This window comes from Lysinibacillus sp. FSL P4-0201 (assembly GCF_038593425.1).
GTDB classification, from domain to species: domain Bacteria; phylum Bacillota; class Bacilli; order Bacillales_A; family Planococcaceae; genus Lysinibacillus; species Lysinibacillus capsici.
The window spans coordinates 4,032,494-4,046,924 of sequence record NZ_CP151995.1; the positions used below are offsets into that span (position 1 = coordinate 4,032,494).

Consider the following 14,431-nt stretch of genomic DNA (forward strand, 5'->3'; position numbering starts at 1 on the left):
AATTAACCTTATATAGTAAAGAGCCAGGCTTAATTATAACAGAGAGTTTGCTGATTATTGCTAGCTTTCCACAAGTTGTTGTTGTTAGCAAATAGCGTGTGCATTTCCTACTTTTTAAATGTATGAAAAATTTAATCGCAACCATTCTAAGGTCAAGGAGGTGAGAACAATGGCTAACAATAACCGCAGTTCAAATAAACTTCTAGTACCTGGAGTACATGAGGCTGTCAATCAAATGAAATATGAAATTGCACAAGAGTTTGGCGTTCAGCTTGGGCCAGAAGCATCTTCTCGCGCAAATGGTTCAGTTGGAGGAGAGATTACAAAACGCCTTGTTGAAATCGCTGAAAAACGTTCAAAAGGTTTATTATAATTAAATACTAATAAGAAAAGAACGAATCCCATTTACATAATTGGAATTCGTTCTTTCGTGCTCTATAAAATTATGCTGTTTGCAATTCCTTCCCTGAGCTCTTAAGCGTTAGCATAACGATAAAGGAAATACAATACAGTGCTGCTAAGTAAATCATCACGACAGTCATATCGTAGCTTTGTAAAATAAAGCCTACAAAGATTGGTGAAAACCCACCTATAGCTCGTCCAAAGTTAAAAATGGTGTTTGTTGCTGTACTGCGAATGTGTACTGGATAAAAGCTACTAATTAATGCACCATACCCTGCAAACATTCCATTAGAGAAGAATCCTACAACCGCACCGCCTACTAATATCGCTACTGCACCTGTTGCAAACGAGTAAAAGAATACAGCACATGCAGAGGCTACTAAAAATATCCCGAATGTTCGCTTTGCACCAAAACGATCCATAAATCTGCCAAACGTCAGCATTCCAATGATCATGCCAACTGCGGTACTAATTGTCCACAATGCTGAGCTTGAAACCGATAAACCTTGCGATTTCTGTAACATCGAAGGTAGCCAAATCATTAGACCATTATAGCCTGCGATTTGAACAGTAGCCATTAGAATTAGGGAGAGTGTTGTCATGGTGATACGAGGTGAAGCAAATAATTGTGCTAATTTCCCGTTCTCTTGCTTATTATTTTGTTGTTTCTGCGCTGCTAACCATTCTGGTGATTCATCAATATTTTTACGTACGATAAAGGCGAAAATAACTGGTAGTAATCCTACAAAGAATAATGCACGCCACCCTAAAGTTGGTAAAATAATAGCACTTAATAAAGCGGCTAAAATTACTCCATATTGTGCACCTACACTGACATAAGAGGATGCTCTGCCTTGTTTATTCTTTGGCCAAGCCTCCGCCACAAGCGCCATCCCAATACCATATTCTCCGCCAGCACCTAAACCAGCGATAAATCTATAAACATAAACTTGTTCAATACTTGTTGCTACTCCTGTTAAGGCCGTTCCGATGGCAAACAAAATAATCGTATACGTAAACACTTTTACTCGACCATATTTATCTGCTAATACTCCGAAAATAATACCACCCAGTAGCATCCCAATATTCGTGATGGATGAAATCAATCCACCTGTTGCAAGATCAATATTAAATTCTGCAATAATCATTGTCATAGCAAAGGAAATAAACATAATGTCCATTCCTTCTAGCGTTAGCCCCGCCACTGAAGCAACCACGGTTTTTTTACGATAATCCATTCTTTTTAGCCTCCATTTTCTAGTTGTCGATCTCTTTTAGTGAATGGATTATAGCTGTCTTGTCCATTCTCTTTTGAAGCCTCACGGGACTTCCTTTAAAAGAGGAGTACGGAACAATAATAAAAGCCCTTCCGTCACAGAGGACAAAAGGGCATGACAAAGCAAAGATATTAGCTTAAAAATATCACATAGCCCTTTTCAGCCTCTCTGGACCGTATTAAAGGATTTATATATCGTTCATTTATACCGTTCTACATTCTATAAGATTACTGAAGAAAAAGCAATGGTCGAATAGTGGAAATTCAACACGGTATTTCTATAAAGTTTTGAGCAAACTGATAAATTAGATTGGCAGGTACAGCCAAATTAAGGTTTTGACCATCATCGAAGCCTGCTGTAATCAGACCAACCAATCGCCCATGCATATCCAATAAAGCACCACCTGAACTGCCATTTGATATAGCGGCTGTGAATTGAATCATAGACATTTGCCGAATATCACGAAAACCCGAAACAATCCCATCAGAAACTGAGTTAAACAATCCTAACGGACTGCCAATCGCCACAATTTTTTGCCCTCGAACTAATTGTCCATCCATTTTTACAGGTAAAGGATGGCTTATTCTGTCTACCTTCAAAATAGCCAAATCATGCATATCATGATATTTCACAAATTGATGGGTAATATACTCGTTGGTATCATTTTCATAGAGCACAGAATAATATTTTCCACCACCTACAACATGCAGGTTTGTTAAAATATATCCATCTTGGTGGAGAATGACACCAGAGCCATAGCATAAAACCTTGTCATCCTCCCCGAAGGTCTTAATCATCACAACAGATGTGGCTAAGGAGGCTAATTGCTCATAGCTCCACTCCTCTGTCGCATTCGTTTTTTGAGCAAAAATGTTCAATTGTCTTGAAGTACTTTCAATAGGCAATGTTATTTCTTTTTCATAGAAATGACGACACATATGTATGGTAGATGACGCTTCTATTATAGGGTACAAATTGGCAATATCTCCTTTGGGATTCATGTAACAAATATCGCACCCCAGTGACGATAAGAAATATAAAAATAGTAATTCATGCTGCGTAATGTCACCTATAAAAACAATTTTGGGGGACGTTGAATTTTCCCCCGAAAAAATTTGTGGTAAATAATAATCCATCCAATACAAAAATTTAACTGCAAAATTTTTTAACAACGTTTCATTAGGATAAGGCTGATTTTCTTTAAATAGTTGAATCATCTGTTTAAAGCTTAGCTTTTTTGTCCATTCAAGCTGATCACTCGCTAATTTACTGCACAAAGATAGCTTATACAGTAATTGCGGGTTTTCAGCAGCAGTCTGCCACATTCTCCAACTTTCCGACAATCTATCTACATCTTCCTTATTACGAATGACCTCAAGCTTATGCAGTCGTAAATAATAAATGCTTTGCTTGGAGAAATACTCCTCCATTTTTAGAATCTCATCTTTATAAAAATCTACAGAATCAGGTATACCGATATATCGTAGAAAAACAACTTCCTTCGTAAGAGAATGTTTGTTGTGATTAATTTGCATAAACTCCTGAAAAGTATTTGCTGATTTATTGTATTTAATTTTTAACGGTCTAGTTGTCACAATCATCTTCATACAACTCCTATAAGCTCTTCATTACATATAATGGTACTTATATACAATTCTCTGATGTTGCTCTAAATCCTCTATTGATGCAAACAAAAAAGCCCGACTCTATAAAGAATTGGACGTAGCTTTGGAATAAAGATTTAGAATAACAACTTCCGTTTTTTCTATTTGTTCATTATTATTCCATTAGTTGTTGATGCCACTCTAACATAATTAAACACAAAAAAGATGTTTTATTCATTCAATATAGTGGAATAGATTGAATGTGAACATATATAGGAGGGATCAATAATGACAGTCAAATTGACAGTAGAAAACGTAGTACAGGCGAAACAAGAAGTGGAGAAATTAGAAGCGCAAGGATATCTTCGAGATAACATTTACATCTTTGCGCACTATGAAGAACGTGAAGATGATATTAACGAAGCACTCGGGACAGAAGAAGCTGGCATTAGCGAGCAAGGGTTCCTGACTTCTATGAAGAACCTGTTGAATTCCCGTGGAGATGAACTCCGCAACAAGTTAGCTTCTGTCGGATTAAGTGAATCGGAAGCTGCTCAATTCGAGAAGGAACTGGATACAGGTAAATTGGTCATAGTTGCCAATAAGTAAAAACAAACCCGGGAATCCAATCCCGGGTTTGTTTCATTTTTACACCTTCGTCTCTGTATTCAAGATAGCCTTTCAACTATTGTCAATGATCTGCTCGAGGAAATTTTCTTCTTCTTCATTAAAGAGTCTTCTTTAACAATATGGTCCTATTCATAAAGAACGATAATTTTCCTTATTACGGAAAAGCACCCGATAATGGAATAACTAAATATGATTTCCATCAGATTATTTCTCCCAAATTAATACTGCACGTTCTAAAACTGAATCCCAAGAATCCTTTCCTCCAGGAACCATCTCTTCTGAATCAAATTCCACATAATATACCGCATCGTTATTTCCACTTTCAGGTAGAACAAAGGTATCTTCTTGTCCAAGCCTCTTTTCATCATCAATCAGGTTTCTCGAAGGCGAATCAGCCACTGTTTTTGTATAATAAATAAAACTCACAATCTTTTTCTCTCCATCAATTTCAATTCCCATAGGAAACGTTCCGTGAACACCTGCACGGCTTTTGCCATAATATCGGGAAACCAACTGATGATCATTTTGTCTTTCGATTTTGATCAAATCTTCCGAATAAGAAATAACCGTTTCATAATAGAAAACAGACAAATAGGTCCCTAATAAAATAAGTGCCGTTATGAAAACCGAAGTAATGGAAATGATCACTTTTTTCTTACGCCATTTTTTACTGATCTCTTTAAATTGAAAAGCCTTATTTTCTGCCGGGATATAAAGTTCCTGTTTCATGGTTTCATATTCTTTTTGACATTTTTCACAATGCTGTAAATGTTCGTCTACCATTTCTTTTGTATCTTCACTAACTACCTCATCAACATACAGAGGTAAAACATCTTGAATAATTGTGCATTTAATCTCTTTCATAATTCATCGCCTCCATATACTCGATAATTTGTTTTCTCGCTCTGTAAAAGGTAACCCTTGCCCACCCTGCACTTTTTCCAAAAAGACGTCCTATCTTTTCAAAAGGTAATTCTCCAAAAGTACGTAATGAAAAGACCTCCTTATATGGCTCATTCATCGAGTGAAGAAACTGATGAACCATGAAGGCATCTTCTTCATTCATCAAATGCTTTACAATTTGCACTTCCATACTTGATTCTTCTACTGCACCTGAATCTACTTGTCGTTTCTTTCTTTTGTAGTGTGAGAAATATGTATTTTTCGCAATTGTAAAAAACCATGCTCGAATATCCTTAGAACCATCAAATTTTTTTATTGCTTTTAATGCCTTAAAAAATGCTTCTTGTGTTATTTCCTCGGCTATGCGCTCATCGTGACTTAATGATAGGATATATAAATAAACTTCTTTAAAGTATTCCTGATAGATTTCCTCAAAGTCCACCTATTTTCACCCCTTTCACTTATATAACTCTTAGAATTTAATTACGTTACAAAAATATGTTATTTTCGATTACCAATCTACAAATGATTCAGGGGCAATATTGTTATTTTCACAAACATAAAAACAAGAGCCCCCTAGCATCTGACAAAACCTCAATAGCGACAAATTGAAAGGAGCAAAGAAAGGGAAATCTCATCCTCAAATCTTTGCTCCTATTTCTACTGTTATTTACTTGACTTTATTGGTAGTTCCATCATTTCATTGTCATTCAATATTGTTTGATTCAAAGTTGTCCAGTAATACACGCACTTCATCCGTTGATTTTGTGTTCATCAATTGACTTCTTAATTCACCAGCTCCTCTGAATCCTTTGACATAAATTTTGAAGAAGCGATGAAGTCCTGTGATGGAACGTGGTAGTTCTTCCGCGTATTGATCTTGAAGATCGAGCTGCAGTCTTAAAAGATTAAGATACTCTTTACTGCTATGCTCTTTTGGCTCTTTTTCAAAAGCAAAAGGATTTTTAAAAATACCTCGTCCAATCATCACGCCATCAATCCCGTATTGTTCAGCTAGTTGGAGTCCCGTTTGACGGTCAGGAATATCTCCATTGATCGTCAGTAGCGTATTAGGTGCAATACGGTCACGAAGTTTTTTGATTTCCGGAATAAGCTCCCAATGCGCATCTACTAGGCTCATTTCCTTTCTTGTTCGTAGATGAATCGAAAGGTTCGCAATATCCTGCTTTAATATATGCGTTAGCCAATCCTCCCACTCATTTACATCCTTGTAGCCAAGCCGTGTTTTCACGCTAACAGGCAGTCCGCCCGCTTTTGCTGCTTGAATTAATTCTGCGGCCACATCTGGTCGGAGAATAAGGCCACTCCCCTTCCCTCTTGATGCTACATTCGGTACAGGGCAGCCCATGTTAATATCAATGCCTTTAAAACCTAGCTCTGCCATCCCAATACTCATTTCACGGAAATATTCGGGATTATCTCCCCAAATATGTGCCACCATTGGCTGCTCATCTTCTGTAAAGAGCAAACGACCGTGCACACTTTTCTTTCCCTCTGGATGACAGTAGCTATCCGAATTTGTAAACTCAGTAAAAAACACATCTGGTCGACCTGCTTCACTTACAACGTGACGAAAAACAACATCCGTTACATCTTCCATCGGTGCAAGCACAAAAAAAGGCCGTGGTAAATCGCGCCAAAAATTATCTATCATGTTAATTCCAAATCCTCTCACTATGGACATATTGATATATTTACCTCATTACCTAATAGAGGTAGAAGCATTATTTATCAAGAGCTAATGTAAAAATCAACAATGTTTATTTTAACGAAAATCAGTCCTAAATGGTATTTTAACAAACAAAAAAGTAGATGGTATAGATTATTTCTACCTCATCTACTTTTATTATACCTAATTTTCATTTCTATATTTTTTCGAATGGATCCATTTGTGAGGTGGATTTAAACAAAATAGATAATATGACTGCAATACTATCGGGTGGAACTCAAATATTTACTTTCTATATTTGAGTTCTGCCGTTATCTTCTTGCATCTGTTTATTATACTGTACCTCTGGTTTCTCTGGTTTTTTCGACCAATAGGTAGCGAGAATCGGACCAGAAATATTATGCCAAACAGCCCCAAGTACACTAGGTAGGGCCGCTAAGGGACCGAAGTGGGCAGTGGCTAACGCTACACCCAGACCAGAGTTCTGCATTCCAACTTCAATTGAAATAGCTCTTCGATTGCTTTCATCGAGGCCTAATACACGAGCTGTTATATAACCAAATAACAATCCGAATGCGTTATGAAGCACTACAGCTGCAAAAATAATGGAGCCTGCCGAAGCGATGGTATCGACATTACCAGCAACAACAGCAGATACAATAATCATAATAGCAACTACTGAAATAAGAGGAATCACATTAATACTTTTTTCTACGATTTGAGGAACAACTCTTCTGATAATAATCCCTAGGATAATAGGGATAATAATTACTTGAATAATTGAAGTAAACATTGCTATGGGATCAACTGGCATCCATTTACCTGCAAGCAATAATAGGATGAATGGTGTGGCAATTGGAGCTAATAATGTCGAAAAGGATGTCATTGTGATGGACAAAGGTACATTTCCTTTAGCTAAATACACCATGACGTTTGAAGCAGTTCCACCTGGTACAGATCCAAGAAGGACTAGCCCTGCAGCTAATTCTGCTGGCAAGTTCATTATATAAGCAATTAAAAAAGCGGAAAGTGGCATGATAACATATTGAGCACATACACCAATAATGACTGGTACTGGATTTGTTATAACCAATTTAAAGTCTACTGCTTTTAGCGTCAGACCCATGCCAAACATAACAATGCCTAGCAAAATCGTGATATACCCCCCAAATATTAAAAAGGGTTCTGGAGCTATAAAGGCAATAACAGCAATACAAATAACCCATATAGCAAAGTATTTACCAGCAATTGTACTAATCGTTTCTAAAATCTTCATATTTCCACTCCCTATATTTTTATTTTCAATATTTTATTTGGATTGAAAAGTGTGTCAGGGTCAAGTGCTTGTTTAATCTTTTCCATCACTAGAAGTGCTTTACCGTGTTCTTTCTCTTGATATTTCTGCTTACCAATGCCCACACCATGTTCTCCTGTGCAAGTTCCTCCTCGTTCTAGTGCATACATCACAATCAACTCATTTAATTCATCAGCTTTCTTTATTTCCTTTGGATCATTCATATCAATCATTAATAGTACATGGAAATTTCCATCACCAACATGTCCAACAACCCCACCTGTAAGCGCTAACATATCAAGTGCTTCTCTTGCATGTTCAATAGCCCCTGCTAACTCGGATATCGGTAAGCAAACATCGGTTACCATTAGTTTTTTTCCTGGATGTCCATGGACATAGGCGTAAGCTAAATTATGGCGAGCTTCCCATAGTTGATTTCGGGCTGCATTATCCATCTCAAATACAATATTTTTGCAATTATGAGCCGCTACAATCTCTTTCATAAATTCTACATCCTGCCTTAAGCCAGCCTCATTTCCCTCAAATTCCAAAAATAAGGTTGGTTGTTCCTCATAAGCTGTTTGACTATACAAGTTCACTTGTTTCATTGAAGGTTCATCTACAAGTTCAACTCTTGCAATGGGAATTGCCGCTTGTAGAATACTCACAACTCCTTCCACAGCATCATTCACTGTTTCGAAGGACGCTCTAGCAGCCATGACACATTCAGGAATACCATAAACTCTTAACGTCAACTCAGTAAAACAACCAAGTGTTCCCTCTGACCCAACAAATAGACCGTTTAAATGATAGCCCGATGAAGATTTCTCTGCTAAATTCCCTGTATGAATCACTGTTCCATCTGACAGAACAACCTCTAAATCTCGAACTTGATCGCGCATAGTTCCATATTTAACAGATGTTGTCCCACTAGCATTTGTTGCGGCCATTCCTCCAATTGTCGCATCTGCTCCTGGGTCTACGGAGAAAAATAATCCATATTTCTTTAACTCTTTATTCAATTGAGAACGTGTCACCCCTGGTTGAACTTTCACAAGAAAGTCCTTCTCTCTAACTTCTACTATTTTGTTCATGAGTGAAAAATCAATTGTTATCCCATGATTATAAGGAATCACATGTCCTTCTAAGCTTGTTCCTCTTCCAAATGGCACTATTGGTACTTTGTATTGATTTGCTATGTTCATTATCTTACTCACTTCTTCTGTCTTTGTCGGAAATACCACAATATCGGGTAGACAGGCACTATGATAGGATTCATCACTGCTATGCTGTTCTAAAATCGTTTGATTGATTGTCACTTCAATTTCTGGAAGAACACTTCGTAGGGCCATCACTAATTCTTCATTTGTAGTAATCATTTTTTTCCTTCCCCTTTTGCTCTCATAGTATTTGGATGATTTAATTAATAATTTTATATGTCATACCAATTTTCTACATTCTTAAAATTGGTCCAACCTTTTTACATTGTACTAAATATTCAGAAAATATCAACTATTAATTTTTTTCTTAAATTGATAAACATGCTGTATTTCTGTATGATTAAAGCGTTTATAGTACTATGCATTTAAGGTGGTGAGATAGGTAATGCCTCAACCAAAGAAAAAAGCGTATCAAGTAATTGTTGATCAAATAAAGGAATATTTTTTAAATGGTGAATTACAGCCTGGGGATAAACTCCCGACAGAAAGAGAATTAGCGAGTCGTTTTAATGTCAGTCGAACATCGGTAAGAGAGGCACTTCGAAAGCTTGAAATAAAGGGATTTATTGAAATTAAACAAGGCAGTGGTAGCTTTATTAAAACAGCAGAGTCTCATACTTTAGGTGAAGAACTTTCCTCTACAGTTATTAATACTGAAAAAAAATTAATTTATGAAATGTTGGAGCTTCGCCAAGCACTTGAAGTGGAGTGTGCCTTTTTAGCTTCACGACGAGCTACTTCTGTAGACTTAGAACGAATTAGCCAAGCATTAGACATGATGGATCAAGGTAAAAATGATGTAGAATTAGGAATTCAAGCAGACCTAAGTTTCCATCTTAATATTGTTCTCGCCTCACATAATTCAATATTTTTACAATTGTTTCAAACCCTTAGTGAGCATATGCAAGACACAATCCGAGCTACCCGCAGACAACGCTTGGAAGATTCGGAACGAATGCAAGAGACTATTGATGAACATAAAAAAATTTACTTAGCCATCGCCTCTGGAGATGCGAACCAAGCTAAGCAACTCATGGAAAACCATATCACGCAAATAAGACGAGAATTGACAGAGTCACTTTTAAGTCATATTGGAGAAAAAAACAATTAAAACTAGAGATACACAATTATATATAGTTTATAAGTGATGAGATGTTCTGAATGGTTTTTGTCAGTGGGAATTGGCTCAATTAGTGAATGTTACAGATGGAAGAAATTACATCGAAAAAAACTCGGATTCGTATTTGATCGAATCCGAGTTTTTATTGATTTTAACTAAATTCCGTCCTAAAACGGTAATTTTTATATTGTATAGATGAGTTTAGTAATGTGTTACACATTTAACTTAAGCCATGCCACGGCTTCACAATGTGTGGAGTGCGGGAACATATCCACTGGCTGGATTTCCTGCGTTTGATAGCCGCCATCCTCTAAAATGCGAAGATCGCGTGCTAGTGTGGCTGGGTTACAGGATACGTAGACCACTCGTTTTGGTCGTTGCTCTAGAATAGTAGTTAGCAGTGCTTCATCGCAGCCTTTGCGCGGTGGATCAACTACTAGTACGTCTGCTTCCTTGCCTTCTTTATACCATCTTGGGATAACTTCCTCTGCTGGGCCTGCCTCAAAATAAGTATTTGTAAAACCATTAAGCAGTGCGTTGCGTTTGGCATCTTCAATCGCTTGTGGGACAATTTCCACGCCCATGACAGCCTTTGCTTTTTGAGCAAGGAATAAAGAAATCGTACCAATTCCACAATACGCATCAATGACACGTTCATCTCCCTGTAAGTCAGCATAATCTAGTGCTTGCTTGTAGAGGACCTCTGTTTGCTCTGGGTTGACTTGATAGAAAGAACGAGCAGAGATTTCAAAACGTACATTACCGATAGTATCAATAATAACGTCTTTACCCCAAAGGTTGATTGTGTCATCACCAAAAATAACATTGGTTTTCTCACTATTCACATTTTGCATAATTGATGTAACGTTTGGCACTAGCTTTTGGATTACTGCAATAGCTGCCTCTTTTTGTGGGAACTTTTTCTTTTTCGTTACAAGGACAACCATGACTTCTCCTGTTGCTCGTGCTTTACGGATAACGACATGACGCAACATGCCTTCATGTGTATGCTCATTGTAAGAGCGAACACCTAACGTTGCTAATTCCTTTTTCAAGCCTGCAAGAATAGCATCTGCTTCTCCTGTTTGAATTAAACAGCGATCCATATCCACAATGCTATGCGTTTTTGTTTTATAAAAGCCTGCAATCGCTTGTCCTGCTTCATTTTCAGAGAAAGGAATTTGTGCTTTATTACGGTAGTGCCAAGGTTCTTTCATACCTTTTACTGGGTGAACAGGTGCATGAATTTTACCAATCCGCTGCATCACATTGCGCACCATATTTTCTTTCCATTTTAGCTGCCCCTCATAGGATAAATGCTGTAATTGACAGCCGCCACACTGCTTGAAGTAATCACATGGAGCTTCAACACGGTCTGGAGATGGCTTGATAATATCTATTACCTTTGCAAAGCCATAGTTTTTTAATGTTTTTAACACATGGATTTCGGCCGTTTCGTTTGGCAGTGCGCCTTGTATGAATAGTGGATAACCTTCAACCTTTGCGACACCATTGCCATCATGCGTTAGATCTTCTATATAAACTGAAAGTCGTTCATTTTTTTTCACGGGTGCTGACATTCGTACATCCTCCATTTCAATCTCCTTATTGTAGCATGTGTTGGCGAATGAAAAAAGAACAAGACTTGGCTGTTGCGCGTCTCTGCTAATTAACTTGAAAAAAGAGTCGCTATTCGCGACTCTTTTCCTGCTCTTTTGTAATATGATAATCCCTTGGTGCCCACCAAAATGCACACAAGATCCCAAGAATGACGACAATAAAAGGTGCATAAAAAATTAAAAAACTTTGCATATGTGCTTTCCTCCTATGCGTGATTGTCTTCTTTTCCTGTCACATATTTTTTATTGAATAAGAATAGTTTCATCAATAAATAAAGTGAAGGAAGAAGAAGACACAGTCCTAAAATAAATGCGATAACTAAAGCGATCGCCATTTGTGTGCTTGTAAAGCTATCGTAAATGGTTAAATACGGATACAGTAGGTATGGATATTGAGCAATTCCATAAGCAAAGAAGGCTACTGCAAATTGAGCAATCAGGAGCCCAACTGCAAGTCCGTACTTTTTACGCATGGCAATGAGTACGACTGTGACAATAAATAAGACAGCTGAAATCGCAAACATCCACCATAAATTTACCATATGACTGTAGCTCTCTGGGTTGATGGATTTCATTTCATACATAATGCCAAGCGCACTAATCATTAGCGGTGCTGCCCACACAAGAGCATATTTTCTCATTAGTTTCGTTGCTTCGCTATCATTTGCTTTATGCGCGTACCATGTTAAAAATACGGCTGAAATATACAATACCGCAGCGATACTTAGTACCACCATGCTCCAAGCAAATGGACTTGTATATAAAGTCCAGTAGTTCAGCACAGGCTGCCCATCAATTACATCAACATAGCCTCCACCAGCAATGGCAAAGACAACGGATAAAGAAGCGGGAATTAATAAACCTGCTACACCATATGTCAGTGTATATCCGATATGGCCTCGTGTACCATACGATTCAAAGGCATAGTAGGAGCCTCGAATTGCCAATAGTACAAGCGAAATACTAACGGGCACAAGTAAAATCGTTCCGTAATAAAAAGCGGTTTGCGGGAAAAAACCTACGATTCCTACAAAGAAGAATACTAAAAAGACATTGGTAACTTCCCAAACAGGCGATAAATAACGTTTAATAATATTTGTTAAAATATGATTTTTTCCAATAAGTAGGCTATATGCATTAAAGAAGCCAGCACCAAAATCGATTGATGCGACTATGACATAGCCAAATAGGAATATCCATAATACTGAAATACCTAAAATCTCTAACGTCATAGGATGTCACCGCCTTTTTCAGAGTGGCGATCTTCAATCTCGCGTTCGATTGGGTTCTTTTTAAACATTCTTACCAATACGACAATACTTCCCACTGCTAATACTGCATAGACTCCTGCGAATAAAAGCAGCATTAAATCCACATGGTCGCTCGTCGTAGCTCCCTCAGGTGTACGCATTAGTCCATAAAGTATCCATGGTTGACGTCCAACTTCGGCAAGCCACCAACCTGCTTCAATCGCGATAATTGATAGTGGTCCTCCCGCTACGATAATCCATCTATACCATCGTGAATGAATAAACTGCCAGCCCCGTGCTTTCCCTACAACATAAAGTAATGAAACTAGCATCATAAACATACCAATGGAAACCATGATATCAAAGAGATAGTGAATATAGAGTGGCGGTAGATCCTCTTCCTCAAATTGATCTAAGCCGATTACCTCTGCATTAGGATTAAAATGTGCAAGAATGCTTAAAGCATACGGAATTTTGATAGCATATTTAACTTCTTCTCCATCTAAGACACCAAATAATACAAGAGACGCCTTACCTTCTGTTTCAAAATGCCATTCTGCTGCTGCTAGTTTTTCGGGTTGATATTCAGCTAAGTATTTTCCTGAAAAATCTCCAATCACAGCGGCTGCTATGGAGAAAATCAAGCCAATTTTCATTAGTAAAAGTAGTGATTTTTTATGGTATACATGCTTCGAGCCTTTTAACATTCTAAATCCTGCAATAGCTGCTAGCACAAATGCCGATGTCATGTACGCTGTCACAAGTACATGTGCAACCTTCGTTGGCATGGCGGGGTTAAACATTGCAAGAAAAGGTTGAATATTAACAAGTTCTCCGTCTACGATATCAAATCCTCTTGGTGCGTTCATAAAAGCATTAACGATTGTGATAAAGACTGCTGACATCGATGCTCCGACAGCAACAGGGATTAACAGAAGCATATGCTTTTTCTGACTATCAAAGCGATCCCAAGTATATAAATAGATGCCCAAGAATATCGCCTCAAAGAAAAATGCAAACGTTTCCATAAAAAGTGGTAACGCAATTGTTTGACCAGCGAGTTGCATAAAATTAGGCCACAATAATGATAGTTGTAAGCCGATTGCGGTTCCAGTTACCACACCGACTGCTACAGTAATGACAAAACCACGGGCCCAACGTCTTGCCATTAAGATATAATGTTCATCATTCTTTTTATACCCAGTCCATTGAGCAATCATAATCATTAACGGGACACCCACACCAATTGTTGCATAAATAATATGGAACGATAATGTTAACTCCGTTAATGCTCGGCTCCAATAGACCGCTGATTCATTAATCATCTCATTGCCCCCTTAACTTCCAAATATTCTTCCAAGAATAGAAAGTAGCATAATGATTGCAACACCAAAGCTTAGCCATATAAGCTTCTTTTCTTGT

General features: G+C 37.7%; 14 protein-coding genes. 3 read left to right on the top strand and 11 right to left on the bottom strand.

Translation table 11 applies throughout. The annotated features are described in order from the left end of the window. Window positions 1-169 precede the first annotated feature (169 nt). Window positions 170-373, top strand: coding sequence for an alpha/beta-type small acid-soluble spore protein (locus MKY76_RS20385; RefSeq protein ID WP_004225662.1), 204 nt, complete (start codon window positions 170-172; stop codon window positions 371-373). A gap of 70 nt (window positions 374-443) precedes the next feature. Here the strand turns inward: MKY76_RS20385 and MKY76_RS20390 are convergent, their stop codons facing one another. Then, window positions 444-1,640, bottom strand: coding sequence for an MFS transporter (locus MKY76_RS20390; RefSeq protein WP_342557089.1), 1,197 nt, complete (start codon window positions 1,638-1,640; stop codon window positions 444-446). A gap of 302 nt (window positions 1,641-1,942) precedes the next feature. Continuing rightward, window positions 1,943-3,280 (bottom strand): trypsin-like peptidase domain-containing protein, encoded by a 1,338-nt coding sequence (locus MKY76_RS20395; protein ID WP_342557090.1) that lies wholly within the window; start codon window positions 3,278-3,280, stop codon window positions 1,943-1,945. Between the two features lie 291 nt (window positions 3,281-3,571). Here MKY76_RS20395 and MKY76_RS20400 point away from each other — a divergent pair, with 291 nt between their 5' ends. After that, window positions 3,572-3,892, top strand: a complete 321-nt coding sequence (locus tag MKY76_RS20400) for a general stress protein (RefSeq protein ID WP_342557091.1) — start codon at window positions 3,572-3,574, stop codon at window positions 3,890-3,892. A gap of 225 nt (window positions 3,893-4,117) precedes the next feature. On the opposite strand, the gene MKY76_RS20405 is transcribed toward MKY76_RS20400, so the two are convergent. From MKY76_RS20405 to MKY76_RS20425, 5 genes are all read right to left on the bottom strand, one after another. Then, window positions 4,118-4,777 (bottom strand): zf-HC2 domain-containing protein, encoded by a 660-nt coding sequence (locus tag MKY76_RS20405; RefSeq protein WP_131521980.1) that lies wholly within the window; start codon window positions 4,775-4,777, stop codon window positions 4,118-4,120. Beyond that, on the bottom strand, window positions 4,764-5,258 hold the full coding sequence (locus MKY76_RS20410) for an RNA polymerase sigma factor (protein WP_342557092.1): 495 nt from the start codon (window positions 5,256-5,258) through the stop codon (window positions 4,764-4,766). The genes MKY76_RS20405 and MKY76_RS20410 overlap by 14 nt, the downstream gene beginning before the upstream one ends. A 264-nt stretch (window positions 5,259-5,522) precedes the next feature. After that, window positions 5,523-6,491: a tRNA-dihydrouridine synthase gene (locus tag MKY76_RS20415; protein WP_048394862.1), complete on the bottom strand. Its 969-nt coding sequence runs from the start codon at window positions 6,489-6,491 to the stop codon at window positions 5,523-5,525. 307 nt (window positions 6,492-6,798) lie between these two features. Then, a complete protein-coding gene (locus MKY76_RS20420) occupies window positions 6,799-7,782 on the bottom strand; it encodes a bile acid:sodium symporter family protein (RefSeq protein WP_328025618.1) in 984 nt (327 codons plus the stop codon). 11 nt (window positions 7,783-7,793) lie between these two features. Then, on the bottom strand, window positions 7,794-9,179 hold the full coding sequence (locus MKY76_RS20425) for an FAD-linked oxidase C-terminal domain-containing protein (protein WP_342557093.1): 1,386 nt from the start codon (window positions 9,177-9,179) through the stop codon (window positions 7,794-7,796). A gap of 226 nt (window positions 9,180-9,405) precedes the next feature. Between MKY76_RS20425 and MKY76_RS20430 the strand changes: the two genes are divergently transcribed. Further along, the gene (locus MKY76_RS20430; RefSeq protein ID WP_281217434.1) at window positions 9,406-10,131 is read left to right on the top strand and encodes a FadR/GntR family transcriptional regulator; all 726 of its coding nucleotides are present in this window, start codon (window positions 9,406-9,408) and stop codon (window positions 10,129-10,131) included. 221 nt (window positions 10,132-10,352) lie between these two features. On the opposite strand, the gene rlmD is transcribed toward MKY76_RS20430, so the two are convergent. The 4 genes from rlmD to MKY76_RS20450 form a co-directional block, all read right to left on the bottom strand. Then, window positions 10,353-11,720 (bottom strand): 23S rRNA (uracil(1939)-C(5))-methyltransferase RlmD, encoded by a 1,368-nt coding sequence (gene rlmD / locus MKY76_RS20435; protein WP_054549033.1) that lies wholly within the window; start codon window positions 11,718-11,720, stop codon window positions 10,353-10,355. A gap of 109 nt (window positions 11,721-11,829) precedes the next feature. Next, a complete protein-coding gene (locus MKY76_RS20440; RefSeq protein WP_004225690.1) occupies window positions 11,830-11,952 on the bottom strand; it encodes a hypothetical protein in 123 nt (40 codons plus the stop codon). 13 nt (window positions 11,953-11,965) lie between these two features. After that, window positions 11,966-12,991: a cytochrome d ubiquinol oxidase subunit II gene (locus MKY76_RS20445; protein ID WP_342557094.1), complete on the bottom strand. Its 1,026-nt coding sequence runs from the start codon at window positions 12,989-12,991 to the stop codon at window positions 11,966-11,968. Beyond that, on the bottom strand, window positions 12,988-14,334 hold the full coding sequence (locus tag MKY76_RS20450; RefSeq protein WP_048394871.1) for a cytochrome ubiquinol oxidase subunit I: 1,347 nt from the start codon (window positions 14,332-14,334) through the stop codon (window positions 12,988-12,990). Before MKY76_RS20450 ends, MKY76_RS20445 begins: the two co-directional genes overlap by 4 nt. Between the last annotated feature and the right edge of the window lie 97 nt (window positions 14,335-14,431).